General features: G+C 38.6%; 2 protein-coding genes. Both read right to left on the reverse strand.

All coding sequences use genetic code 11. The features are described 5' to 3' along the window. Positions 1 to 29: 29 nt before the first annotated feature. The gene (locus CLO1100_RS12710) at positions 30 to 8,420 is read right to left on the reverse strand and encodes a hybrid non-ribosomal peptide synthetase/type I polyketide synthase (RefSeq protein ID WP_014314156.1); all 8,391 of its coding nucleotides are present in this window, start codon (positions 8,418 to 8,420) and stop codon (positions 30 to 32) included. Next, on the reverse strand, positions 8,407 to 22,407 hold the full coding sequence (locus tag CLO1100_RS12715) for a hybrid non-ribosomal peptide synthetase/type I polyketide synthase (protein ID WP_014314157.1): 14,001 nt from the start codon (positions 22,405 to 22,407) through the stop codon (positions 8,407 to 8,409). The genes CLO1100_RS12710 and CLO1100_RS12715 overlap by 14 nt, the downstream gene beginning before the upstream one ends. Between the last annotated feature and the right edge of the window lie 199 nt (positions 22,408 to 22,606).

The following is a 22,606-nucleotide window of genomic DNA, read 5'->3' on the forward strand; positions in this document are numbered from 1 at the left end:
TTTAATAGCTTTATAATTTTTAGGATAATCTATAAGCTCCCATCTTCATTCAATATCCGTTCTATTATTTCGGAATTTTGTTTGATAAACTCAGGACTTAGCATTTCAATATGAGCACCAAAACCTTGTATGCTCTTGAATCTTTTTGACGTACTATTTGACCATAAGTTACGTTCCCTCGGACTTACCTTTACATTGCCCTCTTCAAGGGACTTTATCAGAATAATATTTGCATCCACCTGCCCCAAGGTAATCAAACTGTCTAAATACCTTGAATAAGCTATTATCTTTTTGCCTACATAATCGGTAAGCGTTCTTTTATCGTTATGACGTTTTATAATTTCATCCTGAGTTCTATTGTGCTTGAAGTAGCTATCTATAAGCTCATTTATCATCTTCTCTCTTTCTTCCTCTGTCAGATTGGTTATTTCTGAACGGTAATAAGAATCAATCATTATTATTTTTGAAACCTCATATCCTTGCCTCTCCAACTCTTTTGCCACTTCAAAAGCCAGGTTCCCCCCCGCTGAATACCCCAATAATATATATGGACCTTCAGACTGAACTTTAATAATTACTTTAACATATTCTTCAATTAAATTTTCATCTTCTATAAAGTTAAAACTATATAAACAATTCGAACCAAGTTCTTCTGCCAACTGCATGTATAATATGCCTACCGCCCCTAAAGAAGGTAAGCAGAATACAGTCTTGCCGCCTTGTTTATTCGAACTTAGCTGAATACAATCATTCAAATAGTTTTTAGATACATCTTGAGAAGTGCTAACAATGTCTGAACAGCCTCTAACTGTCGGATCTTTAAAAACATCTCTGAAAGCAAGCTCAATACCAAACTCAGAATGTACCATCGATAAAAAAGACATTATGCTTAATGAATTTGCACCAAGTTCAAATAAATCATCATTTATTCCCACACGCTCCAGTCCGAGTACTTCACAAACTACCCTGCAAAGCTTCTCCTGAATTTCATTTTCAGGTGCAACATATTTTGTTTTTACACTTAATTCTATTTCTGGCAGCTTCTTTTTGTCAATTTTCCCATTTTCCGTTATCGGAATACTATCAATTTGCATTATATATGTTGGTATCATATACAAAGGAAGTTTCACAGATAATATTTCCCGTACCTTATCCGGCATTATTTCATACTTGGATACAATATATGCATATATACATTTATCGCCGGATTTATCTTCTGAGACCACTATTGCGGCATCATCAATTTTATCCAATTTTCTTAGAACGTTTTCTATTTCCGCAAGTTCTATTCTGTATCCTCTTATTTTAACCTGATCGTCTATTCTTCCTAAAAACTCTATATTTCCGTCAGGCAGCCATCTTGCCAGATCCCCGGTCCTGTACATTCTTTCCCCCGGTACAAATGGATTTTCTGTGAATTTTTCCTGAGTTAATTCTTCATGGTTGATATACCCTCTCGCCAAACTTTCTCCGCTGATGCATAACTCCCCAGCTACGCCTACCGGCTGTGCCTTATTCCCGTTTAATATATACACCTTTGTATTACTAATGGGTTTGCCGATGGGTATATTGGCACTGCTTTCTTTTACCATATAACAGGTGGTAACTACCGTATTTTCCGTAGGGCCGTAATTATTTACGATCTTATATCTCTGTTTGTTAAAATATTTCAGCTTGTCGCCTCCGGTGAGTAAGCACCGTAAGCTTCTATTTTCCAGTTGTATGAACTTCTCGCATATTTGCGTCGGTAGAAAGCTGATGCTGATTCCGTTCTTTTCATAGTACTCGTTGACCTTATTCACATTCAGCCTAATTTCTTCATCGATAACATGGATCGCCGCCCCCTGGATGAGGTATGGGAATATCTCCCACACCGATGCATCAAAACCGGTGCCGGCATATTTGGTGGCCCGGTCCCGGCTTGTGACTTCATACCTTTCAATGTGCCAACTGCACAGGTTAACCAATGCCCGGTGTTCTACCATGACACCTTTGGGCATTCCGGTAGACCCGGAGGTATAGATTACGTAGGCCATATGCTCCGGCTTGCTGTTTGTTTTGCCGACTGCCCTTCTTTCTGCTGATGCCTGGGTATCTCTGATTTCTAAGATTTCGTCGCCAAACTCAATCCCGCTGCTTATTTTCTCTGTGCTGATCAACAGTTTTGCACAGCTGTCCTTGAGCATATATTCGATTCTTTGCTTAGGATAGTCTACATCGATGGGCAAGTATGCCGCACCGGCTTTTAATACCCCCAGGATTGCTGCAAACATGTCAATTGATGGATTCAGCAATATCCCGACAACTTCATCACAGTCTATACCTTTTTCCATGATGTTTTGGGAGACTGCCTCCGCCCTTCTGTCCAGTTCTCTATAGCTGATCTTTTCTTCCCTATGCACAACGGCAATATTCTCAGGGGTTTTCCACACCTGCTCCTCGAAGAGTTCATGGATGGTCTTGTCCCTCGGATACTCAACTTTTGTATTGTTAAAACCATAGAGTATACTCTCCTTCTCCTTATCCGACATCATGTCTAGCTCTTGCAGTTTTTTCTCCGGGTTCTTAACAATTTCATGGAGTAGATTTTGGAAGTGTCCTACGATTCTTTCCACCGTCTCCTTCTTAAACAGTTTGGTACAATAATTAATGAGGAAACTGATCTTATCCCCACTGAATGCCGCCAACAGCGAAAGATCAAATTTTGCTGTTTTATCGACGGTTTCATAGGGTTTTAACCTGAGTCCTGTCTCTTTTTCTAATGTTGCTCCTGCACTCTGCAGAGTAAACATGGTATCAAAGAGCGGATTTCTGCTTATATCCCGCCTTATATCCAGTTTCTCTACAAGCTCTTCAAATTGGAAATTCTGATTTTCATATGCCCTTAATGCATTTTCCCTGACTTCCTCCACGAATTCTTTGAAAGTCTTGCTGCTTTCGGGGTAGTTCCTCATGGCCAGCGTGTTTACAAACATACCGATTAGGTTTTCCAAATCGGTATGGGGTCTCCCGGCGATGGGCGTTCCTACGATGATGTCTTCCTGCCCGGTATACTTCGAGAGCAGTACATTATATGCTGCCAACAACACCATATACAGCGTTGCCCCTGTATCTCCCGCCAGTTTCTCCAAACCTTTTGCAACTTCGGGAACGATATCAAATGTAATGCTGTCTCCTTCGAAGCTTTGCACCCGCGGTCTAGGAAAATCTTCTGGCAAATTCAGCACAGGGATTTCCCCCTGGAATACCTTGAGCCAATATTCTTCCTGTTTCTGCATCCTGTCATCCGCCTTCATCCGGTTTTGCCATGCGGAATAATCCTTGTATTGAATTTTTAAATCCGGCAGTCCCCTTCCTTCATACAGTGCTGCAAATTCTCCCGTCAGAATGTCCATGGAGACACCATCCGATATGATATGGTGCATATCAAACAACAGTATATGCCTTGTTTCACTTAGTTCTATCACACCTACCCTTAATAAAGGTGCTTTGCCCAGTTCAAAGGGTTCTAGAAAAGAATTTATCTTTTCTTTTACTTCAATCTCACTATTAACAGAGATTTTTTTTATGCTGAAATCAATTGTATCGATATTATGTACCCTCTGTATTATTATTTTATCTATTGTTTCGAAGCTTGTCCTTAGAGTCTCATGCCGCTCTATCAATTTTTTAAGGGCTCTCTCAACTCTACCAATTTCAAGTTCTCCTTCAATAAATAGAGCTGACGGCATATTATAGGCGGTACTGTCTTTCTCAACTTGCTGCAATATATACATTCTTTTTTGAGCTGAAGATGCCTCGTAATACTCTTTTTCTTCAACTTTTTTTATTTTCTCATATGTATGCTTTTCTCCAGAGGCTATAAAATCACTTATAGATTCTATATTTCTCAGATTAAATATTTCTTTTAAAGAGATTTTAGCACTGAGCTCATTATATATTTTTGTCATTAATACAGTAGCTTTTAAGGAATCTCCTCCCAGTTCAAAAAAATCGTCATATTTATCTATTTCCTCTATCCCCAGAAGTTTTTGAAATATTTTCACAAGAATTAACTCAATTTCATCTTTCGAAATTGCATGTTGAATATTTCTGTTTAGCTCTTCACCACAGTTTTGATTTTCTCCCCCATAGAACATAGACTCTTTATTCTCTAGCTCTGGCATACCTTTTAGATATAATTCCAAAGAATATGTGGACACTATTAATTGTGATAGAATATAGTCCGGCAAATTACTGTCCAAAATCCGCTTTAAAACCTCGATACCCTCAGAAGTCAGCATACCGGTTTCTAAACTTACCAAGGAATTTCCAGTGTTGACAGAGTCTACAGCCATACCAACTTCTTTCCAACTATCCCAATTGATTGATACCGAATATATTCCAGTCTGGTTAGATTGATATTGAGAGAAGGCATCCAGAAAGCTATTTGCTGAGGAATATCCTATCTGACCGTAGGGTGCGATAATGGAATTCAATGATGAGCATAATATAAGGAAATCAAGCTTATTGTTTTCTATAAATTTATTAATTTCTAATGTTCCATATATTTTGGGAGCAATAACACAATCAGTTGTCGCTCTATTTCTTAACTGAATCATACCCCCGTCAGGTAATCCGGCACCATGAATAATTCCATTGACTTCACCAAACCGTTCATGAATTATTGACATGGCTCTGCTCATCTGTTCGGCATCAGCAACATCTGCATTAATCAGTAAAACCTCCGCACCTGATTCTTGCAGTCCTTTAATTTTCATGATTTTATCTGATAATTTACAATCCTTTTCAGACGAGTTTATATAATCATCCCACTTTTCACTCGGCGGTATCTCTGAACGTCCTATTAATACCAGCTTTGCCCGTACGGTCTTAGCCAAATACTCCGATATTGCCAGACCAATACCACCAAGACCTCCAGTAATCATATATACACCATTTTCCCTCAGACGTGATGGTATCCCATGGCATTCTTTTAATTGTATTTGCTTAAAGTTCTGTACCCAGCGGTATTTCCCCCTGTACGCAACCAGTGAGTCATCCGGGCTGGCTGCCAATTCTGACAACAAACAGTTTATAAGCTGCCGCTCCTTTATTTTATCTGTTTGAGGAAGATCGATGTCAATACCTGTACACTTAATATTATGGTATTCCCTTGGGATAGTTTTTATTGATCCAATAACAACTGACTTCTCTGGGTTAATGCTCTCTTCCCCAGTCACTATATGCATATTATTAGTGACTACTTTAATTGATACCTTTTCTAAAAAGTTTAATTCGCCTATTGCTTGAGCAATATAGATTATTCCATATAATCCTATATCAACTGCAGTTTTAACTTTACTTTTATCCAGTTTGCAAGAGTTATCGTCTGTTAAAGTCCACAAATATAAGATTACATCCGGGGTAAATTTTGATTTGTTCAAGTCATTAAACAAACTTTTGTAGTCTTTATCCTTCCCAGGGTTAATAAAATAGCTGCAACGGGTTTCCTTGTAGAACTCAGCCCCCATCCTTACAAATGTTAAATTATAGTTTGAAAACTCCATGCTTTCTATCAGCTTACTACTGAATTCAAGTGTATTTGTAAAAACTAATATACTCTTCCCAGCGTCAACACTTATATCACTATATGGTAAATCTGTACGCTCCCATGACGGAATAGAAAACCAATTTTTAATATCTTTCTTCTTATAGGTTTGAGCTAATGTTTCTAAACTTTTATTATAGTCCATATCAATCCAATAACGTTTACGTTCAAATGGATAGGTAGGTAAAGGGATACGTCGCCTTTTTTCATTTTTATAAAACTGATTCCAATCTATTTTTATTCCCGCACACCACAACATTCCCAGTTGGTTTAAAAGAAACGCCATGTCTGATGGAGCTTCCTGAATTGAATTAAATAAATTCATAATCTGATTCCTGGGAGACTGCTTTTCTGCATCTTCCCTAAAGTGTCTTAATAGATTAACAACCGGAATTTGAGGTGTATAGTCTTCATGCAGACTGACTGAAGTATTTAGAGTCCATCCAGCTCCCACTTCAATAAATACCGGATTATTTTTTTTCAGTAATTCAGTAATTCCATCTGCAAACCTTACTGTGCCTAATATATGTTCTGCCCAATATTCCGGGGTAGTAGCCTCCTTAGCAGTAATCCATGTACCCGTTACATTTGAAATGTATGGGATCTTCGGCTTATTTAATTCTATTCTTTCTAATTTATTCAAAAAGGTTTGAATCATTGATTTCATTGCGGAAGAATGAAAAGCATGTGAAACCGGCAGCCTTATTCCCTGGTGCCCTATCTCATTTAAATGTTTTTCGAGTGTATCTATAGCTTGCTGGCTTCCTGATACAACGCAGACTGATGAACTATTCACTGCTGCTAATGATAATTCCTCAGTTAAGAGCGGCCTCAATTCTTCTTCAGAAATCATAACACTGAGCATTATTCCGGCAGGCTGTTCCTGCATAAGCTTTCCTCTTAATACAATCAAGCCTAATGCATCTTCTAATGTAAATACTTCAGCCAAACAGGCAGCAACATATTCACCCATGCTATGGCCAATCAGAGCATCAGGCTTAACACCCCAATTTATCAGGCTTTTAGCTAATGAATATTCGAGAATAAAATTTAGTGGTTGAGCCACCAACGTATCTGTAATACTGATATTGTTGATATTGTCCATAGGAAATAAGATATTTTTAATATCAAAATGCAACATCGGTTTTAAAATATCAAAGCAGTGGTCCATCTCTTTCCGAAAATATGGATCACTTTGGTAAAGTTCCAATCCTATATTTACGTATTGATATCCCTGGCCCGGGAACATAAATACAACAGTATTCTGGTCTACTTTCGCAATTTCAGCGGTATATGTTTTATTTAATTCACTAATGGCACCCTTTACATTTTGGAATACCACTGCCCTTCTGTATTTAAATTGAGCTCTTCCTATCTGCATTGTATAAGCAAGGTCAGGAAGGCTTATATCCGGATTCTGTTCCAGATAATAAGCAAAGTTCTTTGATAGCTTATCAAGCGCATTCTGAGTTTTTGCCGATAACGGAATCATGTACCAACTATTGTTACTTACTGATTCATCAAGAGTTGGTGCTTCTTCAAGAATAATATGTGCATTAGTACCGCCAATCCCAAATGAACTTACACCTGCCCGTAGAGGGTATTTTTTATTCTCCCATTTATTCAAGTGTGTATTTACAAAAAAGGGACTATTATCAAAATCAATGCTTGGGTTAGGATTTTTATAATGTAGATTTGGAGGTATTTCTCTATTTTTTAGTGATAATACTGTTTTTATAAATCCAGCTACCCCGGATGCAGCATCGAGATGACCTACATTTGTCTTAAGTGATCCAAGTGCACAATATTGTTTCATATCCGTATTAAAAGCAAGTTTTAGTGCTTCAATCTCTATGGGATCACCAACCGGTGTCCCTGTTCCATGGGTTTCAATATAGCTTATACTTTCCTCTTCGACTTCAGCCATCATCAATGAATCCCTGATAACTTCCGCTTGTCCCAAGACGCTTGGGGCTGTAAATCCTACTTTTCTATTTCCATCATTATTAATCGCACTTCCTTTAACTACAGCATATATATGGTCACCATCGTTAATAGCATCTTCTAAAGTCTTCAAAACTACAACTCCTGCTCCATTACTCATAACTGTACCTTTGGATTTTTCATCAAACGTACGGCAATGACCATCTGGAGATAGCATCATACCATCCTCGTATTTATATCCGGTTATTTGAGGCAGCATTATGGATACCCCACCTGCTAACGCTATGCTGCATTCCCCATTTAACAAACTTTGACATGCCAAATGAATTGCCACCAACGAAGTTGAGCAGGCCGTCTGTACTGTTATTGAAGGACCTTTTAAATTCAATTTATATGATATAAGTGTGCTCAAGCAATCTCTGCTAGATAATAAAGTTTTAGTAAGCATATCTACATCTGAGTTTCCAAATAACGAAACCTTTTGCCTCCAACTTTCATTATCGAAGGCTCCTGCGTATAAGCCAATTGGTTTTTTATAAGAAAAAGGATCATACCCTGCATTTTCCAAGGCTTCCCAAACACACTCGAAAAATACACGTATTTGAGGGTCCATTACTTCTGCCTCACTTGGTGTATAACCAAAGAAATATGGATCAAAATACTCTGCATTAGAAACCATACCCTTTGCTTTTACATATTCGGGGTCATTCAAACAATTAATATCAACCCCGTTTTCTATTAATTCACTATCAGAAAAGAAGGAAATGGATTCAATTCCATTTTTCAGATTGCTCCAAAATTCATTGATATTATTTGCCCCCGGAAACCTGCCGGCTAATCCGATAACCGCAACTTCGAGCCCATTTTTATTATTAATCTCTTCCATGAATTTCGTTCCTCTTTTCTCTTTGTAGTAAAATATTCTTTTTATTCCTTCGTTTACTTACAAAATCTGATGATTTTTCATCTGTAATTGAATCTTGTACATCATCTCTCTTAGACAAATACCTGCTTAATGATGAAATTGTAGTATTTGCATATAAAGAAACTATGGATATATCTATATTAAGCACTGCTTTTAATCTTTGCCTTAACTGAATTAAATGCAATGAATAAGCACCCAGGTCAAAGAAGTTATCATCACGTCCAATATCCGGATAGCCTAATATTTCCTTTAAAATAGCTGTGAGCTTTGACTCAATTTCACTTTGTGATGTAATATCTTGTAGATTCATACATTCCTCAGGATTGTAGTTTTCTTCTGACTTAATTTTGTACTGTTCACGTTCCGTGTCCCATATCCTTTTAAGGTATACTTCTAACGGATATGGGGATATCAGTACTTGAGCTAAAAGATAATCCGGCAGATCACTGTCCAATATCCGTTTGAAAACCTCGATACCTTCAGAAATAAGTATCCCATTTTCCAAATTATCAGAAGAATGTGCGCAAGTTAAATTTACAGCCATACCTACTTGCTTCCATGTGTCCCAATTAATCGACACAGTGTATGTATATCCCTTATTACATTGATGTTGAGAAAAAGCATCCTGAAAATTATTTGCCGAGCAATAACCTATTTGACCAAATGGTGCAATTATAGAGCTAAGAGATGAGCAATATATCATGAAATCAAGTTTGTTGTGTTCAATAAATCTGTTAACTTCCAATGTGCCTTGAATTTTTGAAGACATGATGCTGTCTGTTGTTTTCCTGTTTCTTAGTTGAATTAATCCACCATCAGGTAATCCTGCGCTATGAATAATTCCATTAACTTCTCCAAATCGTTCATGGATTGTAGACATGGCTTTACTCATCTGGTAATTGTCGGAAACATCTGCATTAATGGGCAGAACCTCTGCACCCAATTCTTCAAGCTCTTTGATTTTCATAATTTTATATGCTAATTTGTAATCCTTTTCAGGAGAGTTTATATAGTCATCCCAGTTTTCCCTTGGTGGTATCTCCGTACGTCCTATTAATACCAGCCTTGCCCTGACGGTTCCGGCCAAATATTCTGATATGGCCAGACCAATACCGCCAAGGCCGCCGGTAATCACATATACACCATTTTCCCTTAGACGTGATGGTACACCATGGCATTCTTTTAATTGTATTTGATTAAAACTCTGTATCCAACGATATTTTCCTCTGTAAGCAACTAGTGAATCATTATCGGTAATTGCCATCTCTGCCAATAAACAATTTATAGTCTGCTGTTCTTTGGTTTTATCCTCCTGAGGAACCTCAATATCAATACCGGTGCATTTAATATTGCTGTATTCCTTAGGTATGGTTCTTATTGGCCCAACAATAACAGCTTTCTCCGGATTTATATTTTCTTCTCCACTTACCAGGTGCATATTGTTAGTTACAACGTTAATGGATATTTGATCTGGAATATTTAATTCCCCGATTGCCTGAGCAATATAAATCAAACCGTAAAAACCAATATCAAACGCGGTATTAACTTTGTTCAAATCCGGCTGATGAAGGTTATCTTCTGTTAAAGTCCACAAGTATAAGATAGTATCAGGAATATTTTCTGATTTGTGCAGTTCGTTAAACAAGTTTTTATAATCTGTGTTTTTACCAGGGTTAATAAAATAACCGGATTCAATCTCCTTGTCCTGACAAAATGAAGTCCCGATTTTTACAAAAGTTAATTTCTTAACTGCTGATTCTAAACTTCTTACCAAATTATTACTAAATTCTGTATAGTTTATAAAAACTAAAATATTTTTTAACGTATGGAAATCTTTATTGCTATATGATAAATTCGCACGCCTCCAGGATGGAACGAAAAACCATTCACTAATCTCCCTCCTTTTATAATTGTCCATGTACTTAAAATCAGTGCTGTTGTTTTTGTCCATCCAATAGCGTTGCCGTTGGAATGGATAAGTGGGTAGAGGAAGCTTTCTCCTTTTTTTATCCTTATAAAACTGCTTCCAATCTGTCTTTATTCCGGCACACCACAACCTGCCAAGCTGAGTTAAGATAAATGACATATCTGATGCCTCTTCAGGTAATGATTTAAACAAAGCAGAAATATTAAGTCTTCGAGATTGTCCTCCTCTTTCCTCCTTAGAGTGCCTAATTAAATTGACAACTAAAATGTCAGGTGTACAGTCTTCGTGCAATTTCACTGATGTATTTAATGTTCGTCCCGCTCCTATTTCAATAAATACTGTGCAGTTTTTTCTCAGTAATTCACCAATACCATCTGCAAATCTTACTGTACCGGTTGTGTGTTCCGCCCAATATTCCGGATTTGTGGCAGCTTGAGCTGTAATCCATGTGCCGGTTACATTTGAGATATACGGTATCTTAGGTTTTTTCAAAACTATTCTTTCAAGTTTATCTGAAAACAATGGAAGCATTGCACTCATTGCATTAGAATGGAAAGCATGTGTAGCTGGTACTTTCATACATTCATATCCTATTTTAATTAATTTCTTTTCCAGTACATCTATAGATTCCTGGCTTCCTGATACGACACAGATTGAAGAACTATTTACTGCTGCCAAGGATACTTCTTCACTTAAAAGTGGTTTTAGCTCAGTCTCGGAAATCACTACACTAAGCATTCCGCCTTTTGGCAGCTGCTGCATAAGTCTTCCCCTTAATACAATCAAGTCCAGTGCATCCTTTAATGTAAACACTTCAGCCAAACAAGCAGCAACATATTCACCTAAACTGTGGCCAATTAAAGCTTCCGGCTTTATCCCCCATTTTATTAAGGTTTTAGCCAACGAATATTGTATTATAAAATTTAATGGCTGAGCTACCAGCGTATCTGTAACTTCCATATTATTGGAGCTGTCTTCAGGAAAAAGTATGTCTTTAATGTCAAAAGTCAGCATTGGCTCTAAAATACAAAAGCAATTATCCATTTCTTCCCGGAATGCCTGCTCGCTTTCGTAAAATTCCCTTAACATGTTTACATACTGGTATCCTTGTCCTGAAAACATAAATACGACTTTACTATGTTCTGGTTTTGCAATTTCAGCAGTATGGTTTTTATTTAGCTGATTAACAGCATCCTGTAAATTCTGGAATACCACCACTCTTCTATACTTTAGCTGAGCCCTTCCCACCTGCATCGTATATGCGAGATCTGAAAGATTTATATTCTGGTTCCTCTGCATATACTCAGCAAAATTCTTTGACAGCTTGTCAAGTGCACCTGGAGTTTTAGCTGACAAAGGCAGCATATACCAACCCCCGGATTCTTGCGTACTCTCAGTTGTAGGTGATTCTTCCAGGATAACATGTGCATTGGTTCCTCCTATTCCAAAGGAACTAACCCCGGCACGTAAAGGATATTCTTTTCTCTCCCAGTCGCGCAATGACCTATTTACATAAAAGGGGCTATTTTTAAAATCAATCTTTGGGTTGGGACTTTTATAATGCAGGCTTGGGGGAATTTGTTTATTATATAGAGATAATACCGTTTTAATTAAACCGGTAACACCTGCAGCAGTGTCTAGATGTCCACAATTAGTTTTTACTGAACCAATTGCACAGTAATTCCTCTTGGTAGTGTTAAATGCCTTTTTTAGTGCCTCAATCTCTATTGGATCGCCTAAAGCAGTTGCTGTACCGTGAGCCTCTATATAGCTGATAGTCTCAGTACTTACTTCAGCAAAATGACAAGCCTCTCTTATAACCTGGGCCTGCCCCTCAACGCTTGGTGCAGTATACCCTACTTTACCAGCTCCATCATTATTGATTCTACTCCCTTTTATTACCGCCCAGATGTGATCCCCGTCTTTTAAAGCATCTTCCATCCGCTTTAAAACAACAACTCCCGCACCTTCCCCAGAAACAGCCCCACTGGCTTCTGAATCAAAGGATCGGCAGTGACCATCCCTTGACATTATCATTCCTTCTTGATATAAGTACCCGTTTTTATGAGGTAGAGTGACCGATACTCCTCCAGCCAAAGCTATGTCACATTCTCCTTCTAATAATTTCTGGTATGCTACATTTACTGCTACTAATGACGTTGAACATGCAGTCTGTATCAATAGGCTCGGGCCTCTTAAATTAAGCTTGTATGATATTCGGGTAGTCAGGAAATCTTTATCAGCTAATTGGTTATTACTAAATAAATAAGATGTATTACTTTGATTAACATACATAGACACTAATGTTTGCCATACCGTATTGTTTGATGCTCCTGCAAAAAGTCCTATAGAGCCCCCATACGAGTAAGGATCATATCCAGCGCTTTCCAGTGCTTCCCATACGCATTCATGGAATATTCGAATTTGAGGATCCAGAAGTTTTGCATCACCTGGTGAGTAATCAAAAAAAGCAGCATCAAAGTACTCAGGATCCTTTATAATTCCCTTAGCTTTAATATAATCAGGGTTGTTAAGCAAGGCATCTTCTATTCCCTCTTCTCTTAGTTCATCATCTGTAAAATAAGTTATAGATTCTATTCCATTCTTTAAATTTTCCCAGAATTCATTAATATTATTGGCCCCAGGAAACCTTCCCGATAAACCAATAACCGCTACGTCTTTGTTTATGACTGTGCTGTTTTTACTTATATTTAAATCTTCTACATCTTTCTGCCCATTATTTAAATAATTTATTAGTGAACTGATTGTTGGGTATTGAAAAAGGGTTGTAGTGGATATTTCGCCTGTAAATTCTCCATTAAGCTTCTCATTTATGAGACTACTTAATCTTATGATAGATAATGAGTTACCTCCTATATCAAAAAAGTTATCCGTAATTCCTATTTGCTCCCGATGCAGAACCTCCCGCCAAATATTAGCAATAACTTTTTCATAATCTGTTTTTGGAGCTATGTACTCTACTCCGGTATTAACACTATCAGACGGTTTGGGAAGCATATTTTTATTTATTTTTCCATTTGACGTAAGCGGGATTTCTTCAATTTCTACAAAATGTGAAGGTATCATATAGTCAGGCAAGCTTTTTCTTAGTTCCTTTTTTATATCTTCCATATGACATCCGGTCTGCGCTACCACATATGCACACAGGCTCCCATCCCCATTTTCGTTCTTGTTCTCCAATACTACTGCTTCTTTAATTGAAGGATTTCTAAGAAGCTGTGCTTCTATTTCACCCGGTTCTATTCTAAAGCCTCTTATTTTAACCTGATTATCCATACGTCCAAGAAATTCTATGTTGCCATCAGGAAGCCAGCGTGCAAGGTCTCCGGTACGGTACATTCTTTCCCCAGGCATAAATGGATTAGTCACAAATTTCTCTTCTGTAAGCTCATGACTGTTAAGGTATCCCCTTGCAAGCCCATCTCCACCAACACATAATTCGCCACTAATCCCTATGGGCTGTAAATTATTATACTTATCCAGTATATATGCTGTTGAGTTGTTTATAGGTCTACCTATTGGTATGTTTTGCCCATAGTCTTTATCTATTTTAAAACATACCGAAAATGTAGTATTCTCTGTAGGCCCATATCCATTTGTTATAATAAGCCCCGGACATACGTTTCTTACAGCATTTATGTGGGATGGTGACAGTTTATCTCCTCCAACCAGCAGTTTTTTCAGGCCCACGAATATATCTGGCTTTTGTGTGGAAAGCTGGTTAAAAAGTGGTGAAGTAAGCCACATAGTGCTTATATTGTATTTTTTTATGGCATCGCTAAGATTTATGGGATCCAGAATAATATTCTCATCAGCTATATAAAGCTTTAATCCATTTAACAGCGCTCCCCAAAATTCAAATGTTGTCGCATCAAATGCCAATGCACCCGTCTGTAGTATACTGTCATTTTCTTCAAAATCTATATAATTGGTGTTTTTAACAAGCCTGACCACACTTCGGTGTTCCACCATAACACCTTTTGGCTCTCCCGTTGACCCGGATGTGTACATTACATATGCAAGGTGCTCTGGAGTGCCTATTTTATCAAGATTTAAAGTATTTCCGACATATATATTGCTATCGTTGAGATTTACTATATACCCGTCAAAATCTATTTTACCTATTAGATGATTACATGTTACCAATATACCTGTCCCACTGTCTTTAAGCATAAAGTTTATTCTTTCCTGCGGGTATCGAGGATCTATAGGAAGGTAGGCACCTCCCGCCTTCAGTATACCTGTTATGCCTATTATCATTTCTATTGAGCGTTCTGCCATTATACCAACAATCGTATCAGGTTGTACTCCTTTTTCCCTAAGTACCCATGCAAGACTATTTGCCCTATCATTTAACTCCCTATATGTAAATTTACTTTTTTCAAACACTACTGCTATATTATCAGGGGTCTTTTCCACCTGTTCCTCAAATATTTCATGTACAGTCTTATTTTTAGGGTAGTCAGCCTTTGTATTATTAAATCTATATAATATCTCTTCTTTTTCTTCGTCAGTTATAATATTCAACTCTGAGAGCTTGGTATTCTTGTCAGCAGCAATGTCATTCAGAATATTTATGAAATGCTCTGAAAGCCTTTGTATTGTTCCTTTCCTAAACAATCTTGTACAATATTCAACTTCGAAAACAATCTTTCCATGCCGTTCTGAAGCATTCAATGTAATATCAAATTTTGAGGTCCTGTTTTCAACTATTTGAGGTATGAACTTCAAGCCTTTAACCTGTATATCCGTACTACTTGCATTTTGAAGTACAAACATAATATCAAATAAAGGGTTCCTGCTCATATCCCTTTTTATGTTAAGCTTGTCAACCAGTTCTTCAAACTGGTAATCTTGATTTTCATAGGCCTTCAAACAGCTTTCCTTTATTTCTGCCAAGAATTCATTGAAAGTCTTTTCACCTGTAGGATAGTTCCTCATTGCAAGTGTGTTTACAAACATGCCTATCATATCCTGCAAGTCCGCATGGGGCCTTCCTGCTATAGGTGAACCTACTACTATATCTTCCTGCCCTGTATACCTGTATAGCAGAGCGTTATATGCTGCAAGCAGCACCATGTACATCGTCGTACCTGTTTTTTTTGCAAGGCTGTTTAGTTTCTGTGATATTTCTTCTCCCGCTTCGAAGGCTATTCTATCCCCTTCAAAGCTTTGCACTAGTGGTCTTTGGTAATCTGTAGGCATATTCAATACAGGTACTTCACCCTCGAATCGATGCAGCCAGTATTCTTCCTGTTTCTTTATGCCTCCAGTTCTGAATAGCTCATTTTGCCATTGTGAAAAGTCCTTGTATTGTATTTTGAGTTCAACCAGTTCCTGCCCTTTATATAACTGGGGAAACTCCCTTACAAGTATGTTTATTGATATACCATCTGATATTATATGGTGCATGTCGAACATCAACATATGCCTGTCGTTTCCAATTCTAATAAGCCCTACCCGTAGGAATGGTGCCTTGCTCAAATCGAATGGACGGATAAATACTTTTACTATTTCATCTGCATTATCCTCACTTGACACAAAATAGTCTACTTTGAACTCTACTTCTCTGTGTACCTTTTGTACCGGTTTACCATCTACCATTTCGAATGATGTACGTAGAGTTTCATGCCTCCTTATAAGAGCTCTGAAAGCATCCTCCAATCTATTTGTATCCAGTTTGCCCTCCATTATTATAGTAAAGGGCATATTGTAGTTTTTACCTGCTCCCTCAATTTGATTCAATATATAAAGTCTCTTTTGTGCTGCAGATACAGGATAGTACTCTTTTTCTCCTACAGGAATTATTGATGAATATATACTTTCATCCGTGCTTTTTATATATGCAGCAAGTCCTTTTACTGTAGGCAATTTAAAAATCTGCCTCAAAGGTATTTCTGCGTTAAACTCTTTGTGTATCTTTGATACAAGCAGTGTAGCCTTTAATGAATGTCCTCCAAGTTCAAAGAAGTTATCATTTATACCAACCTTCTCAACTCCAAGGATCTCCTGCCATATTGTTACCATCTTTTCTTCAACTTCATTTGTAGGAGCAACATAAAGGATGCCTGTACTTATATTACCGTCAGGTTCAGGTAATGCCTTCCTGTCAATTTTACCATTGTTCGTAAGTGGTATATTATCAAGATGTATGAAATATGATGGTATCATATAGTCTGGCAGCTCACCGGATAAATAACCTCTTAACTCTTCCAACCTCAATTCACTTTCAGATACATAATATGCACACAGGTACTTACCACCGGCGCTATCTTCTTTTGCGACTACTACAGCCTCTTTGATCAGCTGGTGCTTCAAAAGCTGCGTTTCTATTTCACCTGGTTCAATTCGGAAGCCTCTTATTTTTACCTGTTCATCGATTCTTCCAAGAAACTCTATATTTCCATCCGGAAGCCATCTTGCCAAGTCGCCGCTTCGGTACATTCTACCTTTGCCGAATGGATTTTTGACAAACTTCTCTGCTGTCAATTCTGGCAGGTTCAGGTATCCCCGGGCCAGACCTACTCCTGCAATACATAGTTCTCCTGGCATTCCTATACCACAAAGTTCGTTACTGTTCATGATATAAACCTGTTTATTTACTATCGGTTTTCCGATCGGTACTCTCTTCGGTACTTGCTCCCCGGGGTTACATGCCCAGTGCGTCGCACAAACCGTTGCCTCGGTCGGTCCGTAATCATTGGAATACCTCATATGTTTGCTGTTTGTGCGTACCAGTTCCTGATTAGTTTCCGAACCTCCGGTAATGATAGTACGAAAATGTTGAATATTTACTTGTGCTAAATATTGAGGTGGTAAAATAGCAATGGTGACATTGTGCTTGGTTATATATTCTTCAAATAGTTTCGTGTCTTTTAGGACGTCTACCGGGCACAAACATAGCCTTGCACCAATCAACAAACTCATTGTCATTTCATACACGGTTGCATCAAATGCTAAACTTGCAAATTGAAATACAACATCATTTTGGCTCATACCGTGGGAACAAATAAAATACTTTCGAAAATTAACTATACCACCATGCTCAATCATAACTCCTTTTGGCCTTCCGGTGGTTCCTGATGTGTAAATGATATATATAAGGTCATTCGGTGTATTCACATGTTCCGGATTTTCAATCTTCCCTGTATAAATCGCCTTGTCAAATAGGTCTATCACCGGGATATTTGTTTCTACCGGCAGTTCTACTCTCCCCAAAAGGATCGCTTTGGACCTACAGTCTTCCAGCATATACCATATACGCTCCTCCGGACAGTCCGGGTCTACCGGTACATAGGCTCCTCCTGCTTTGATGATACCATATATGCCAATAACCATCTCGATGCTTCTTTGGGTCAGGATAGCCACCTTGTCGTCCGGTTTAACGCCAAGCTTTCGAAGTTCGTATGCCAGTTGGTTTGCTTTTTCATTAAGCTCTCTATAGGTCATTTTTTCTTCTTCAAATACGACCGCAATATTGTCCGGGGTTTTGCTTACCTGCTCTTCGAAAAGTTCCACCACCGTTTTGCCGCTCGGATATTCTGTGGCCGTGTCGTTGAAGGTCTCAATGACCAGTCTCTTTTCTTCTTCATCCAGCACACTCAGTTCACCGATCTTCCCTTCCGGATTTGCCGTCAGTTCGTCGACCAGATGGCTGAAGTGATTCATCATCCGTTCCACACTTCCCTGTTCGAACAGGTCGGTACAGTATTCCCAATTCATTGCATAGCCGTCTTCTGTTTCACTCATACTTAGGGAGAGGTCGAATTTGGCGATGGTGTGTTCACTGTCTATGCTTGCCACCTCCAAACCCTTCATTTCGAAGTTTACCTGTTCGTTGTTCTGCAGGACAAACATGACGTCAAAAAGCGGATTCCTGGAAAGGTCCCGTTGTATCTCTACCGATTCTACCAGTTCCTCAAACGGATATTCCTGGTTTTCATAGGCTTTCAGGGCACTTTCCCTGACTTCTTTCAAAAAATCCAGATATTTTTTATCTCCTTTGGGATATCCCCGCATTGCCAGTGTATTCACAAACATGCCCATCATATCTTCGGTATCTTTATGAGTTCTTCCCGAAATGGGACTGCCGACAACAATATCTTCCTGACGGCTGTATTTGCTAAGCAGTATCATCATCGTGGAAAGCAATACCATATATGAGGTTGCCCCTGTCTTCCGGCACAGTTCATCCACCGCTTTCTTCTGTTTAGCTGTCAGTATTCCGTTGATGCTGCTGCCTGCATAGCTCTGTGTCTGCGGCCTTAAGTGGTCCAGCGGTATATCCAGCATCGGAACCGAGTCTTTGAATACACCCTTCCAGTATTTTTTCTGTTCTGACAGGTCTCTTGTCCGCATCCATTCGCTGTAATCCTTGTACTGGACACGCAGCGGTTTTAATTGCTCTCCGTTGTACAGCATGGACAATTCTTTTGTCAGAATACTTATGGACATACCGTCGGAGATGATATGGTGCATATCGAACATGAGGATCGTTTTGTCCTCTCCTGTTTTTACTACTTTCACCCGCATCAGAGGTGCCTTTCCGAGGTCAAACGGACGCACGAAACCGGACAGCAGGTTTTCTTCCTTTCTATCCGTCCATTCTTCATACTCTAATTCAATCCTAACTTCTTTAGCGATTTTCTGTACGGCTTCTCCATTCTCACTATGAAAGCTGGTGCGTAAAGCCTCGTGGCGTGCAGTTAGTTGCTCCAATGCAGACTTTATCCCATCAAAATCAAATCTTCCCTGGATTTCCAGTCCCACCGGTATATTGTAGGTGATGCCCTCATCGCCCTTCTGGTTGATCAGGTACAATCTCTTTTGTGCCGACGACATGGGGTAGATTTCTTTTTCCTCTGCGGGTGGGATTGGAATATATTCCTTTGATTTCGCTTCTTCCACTTCTTTGGCAAGAAGCTTGACGTTAGGAGCAGTAAATATGTCCATTAATAGCAGGCGGGCACCAGTCTTGGCTTCGATTTGGTTGACAACCCGGGTGGCACGCAGGGAATGACCGCCCATTTCAAAGAAGTTATCTTCAATCCCCACTGGGGTAATGCCCAATATTTCTTCAAAGATGCCTGCAATGGTTTCTTCGGTCTTGTTTCGTGGTGCAATATATTCCCGCCCGCTTGCTGCTTCCGGTTCCGGCAGGGCACGTTTGTCAAGCTTCCCGTTCCGTGTAACCGGAATAGTTTCGATCTGCAGGATATATGCGGGTATCATATATTCTGGCAGCTCTTTTCTAAGGCTATCTTTGATATCGCTTGCCCGGATTTCCTGATCCGATACTATATAGGCACAGATACTCTTGTCCCCGCTTTTCTCCTTGACCGTCACTACCGCATCCTTGACGCCGATTTGCTTTTTCAAGATACTTTCGATTTCACCCAACTCAATACGGAAACCTCGGATTTTTACCTGCTCATCGATTCTGCCCAAATACTCGATGTTCCCGTCCGGCAGCCATCTTACCAGATCCCCGGTACGGTACATTCTACCTTTACCAAATGGATTTTTGACAAACTTCTCCGCTGTCAATTCCGGCAAGTTCAGGTATCCTCGGGCCAAGCCCACTCCTGCAATGCATAGTTCTCCTGGCATTCCGATACCGCAAAGCTCATTACCGTTCATTATATATGTTTGAGTATTGCTTATGGGTCTTCCTATTGGTATATTATTATTTAAATTATATTTATCAATTGGATAATACGTTGCAAATGTTGTACTCTCAGTCGGACCATAAACATTAGATAAATTGACCCTGCTATCACTATCCATCATCATTCTTACATGCTTCCCAGATGTTTTCTCTCCTCCAAACAATAAATAAATAAGAGAATTAAATATTTTATTATCAAAATTCAGCATCTGATTATATAAAGCAGTTGTTATAAATATAGTATTGATTTTATAGGTATTAATTGTTTTTTTAAATAGTCTTGCATCTATAAGCACTGAATTGTCTACAAGACATAACTTTCCACCATTTAGTACTGTGCCCCATACTTCAAAAGTAGATGCATCAAATGAGATTGCACCAGTTTGCAAAATGACAGTATCTTGATTTAATTCTATATAGTTCATATTTTTAACAAGGCGCACCACACTTATATTTTCAATCATAACCCCCTTTGGCTTGCCTGTTGTCCCGGAGGTGTAAATAATATAAATAAGGTCATTGGGCATATTCACATGCTCAGGATTTTCAATCTCCCCTGTATAAACCTCACTGTCAAAAAGGTCTATCACCGGAATATTTGTTTCTATCGGCAGTTCTGCTTTCCCCAAAAGGATCGCTTTGGGCTGGCAATCTTCCAGCATATATCTGATTCTTTCTCCCGGATAGCCAGGATCCATTGGTACGTATGCTCCACCCGCCTTGATGATCCCTAAAATTCCAATGATCATCTCGATGCTTCTTTGAGTTATTATTGCTACTTTATCATCCGGCTTTACACCAAGTTCTCTTAGTTTATATGCTAGCTGGTTCGCTTTTGAGTTCAGCTCCGCATATGAATTCTCTTCTTCTTCATATACTACAGCAATGTTATTCGGTGTTTTGATTACCTGCTCTTCGAACAGTTCCACCACCGTTTTGTCACTTGGATATTCCACTGCCGTATCATTGAAGGCCTCTATTACAAGTTTCCTTTCTTCTTCATCTGCTACACTCAGTTCGCATATCTTTTTCTCTGGTTTCGCAACAATTTGTTGTAAAAGCAGTTCCATTCTTCCCAGTAATGTCTGGATTTCCCCAGCAGCATATTTGCGAGAATCATACATAATATTAAGCATTAACGCATCACGTATAACCGCACTAACGGAAATACTATAGTTTGTCTGCTCTCTGGAGCTCTCCACATCGATTTTTCTTCCACTTATTCCTTTGTTAATTGATTCATCTACATAATAGTTCTCAAACACAAACAATGTCTTAATCAAATTACTACCAATTGCACTTTTACTTTGTACTTCTGCCAAGGAACAATAGTCATATTTCATACTCTCTATCGACTGTCTCTGCATTTGTTCCAGCAAATCTTTTGCTGTTGTGCTTTCTTCGCATTTAACTCTGGTTGGTATCGTATTTATAAACAGTCCAACTGCCTGCTCAATTCCGTGTATATCAGCATTTCTTCCTGATACCACTTTGCCGAATACGACATCGGTATTCCCGTTATATTTTTGCAGTAAAATGCCCCATACCGTTTCCACTAAGGTACTCATTGTTACATTCATCGAACCGCAAATCTTTTGCAATTGTCCGGTCAATTGTTTACTTATAGTATATGATTCTTCTCCAACCCGCTCTTTTGTATTTCCACTTTGCCCCAGAGGCGGTATCTCGGCAGCTTCATCATAATCTTCAAGCAGGCTCTCCCAGTATGAAAGTCCTTCTTCCTTATCCTGCTTTTCAAGCCAGTGGATATACTCTCCGTAAGATGCAATTCCTTTTTGCTCTTCCCTCACTCTTTCCTTCATAGAAGACAGTTCTTTTCCTTCTACCAGTGCTTCGTAATACTGCATGAAATCTCGGAATAACAGGGATAAACACCAACCATCCATTATGATATGGTGTGAACTCCATAAAAGAACATGCTCTTCTTCCGACTTACGCAGAATTGTCATACGAAGCAGGCTATCTTTTTCCAAATCAAATCCTCGTTGAATATCCGACTGTTGAATTTTTGTAATTTCTTGTTCATTCATTTTCGACAGTTCAATAACATTGCATTCGATTTTCCTCTCATACAGTACAACCTGCCACGGTTTGCTAACTTTTTTGTATAAAAACATTGTGCGCAATATATCATATTTCTCTGTTAATAATGATAAGCTCTCTTTTACCTTTTCTATATCCAGCTCTCTTGACATACAAAATCTGGTTTGAAAAATATAGCTTGTAGACTGTTCATGAACTAGACTATGATACAGCACCCCTTCCTGCATCGGTGTCAGTGGATAAATGAATTTTATATTACCGTTAACCATTTATAATTAACCTTCCTTATATGATTTATCTTGAATTTGTAATAGTAGTTTAAACTCTGAAATACTTATATCAGTTACACCAAAACCAGATGCAGTTTTACAATTTCATTTTGCGATTTACAGTGTTGCATAATTGTTTTACTAGACTAAACATACCAATTTTCTTTACTTCTGTTTCACCCTAGGCCATATAACCCTC

Origin of the sequence: Clostridium sp. BNL1100, assembly GCF_000244875.1 — a bacterium.
Taxonomy (GTDB): domain Bacteria; phylum Bacillota; class Clostridia; order Acetivibrionales; family DSM-1351; genus Ruminiclostridium.

Excerpts from the sequence above, each read along its gene's own strand:
- CLO1100_RS12710 (WP_014314156.1), bottom strand. The coding sequence starts at position 8,420 with ATGGAAGAGATTAATAATAAAAATGGGCTCGAAGTTGCGGTTATCGGA.
- CLO1100_RS12715 (WP_014314157.1), bottom strand. The coding sequence starts at position 22,407 with ATGGTTAACGGTAATATAAAATTCATTTATCCACTGACACCGATGCAG.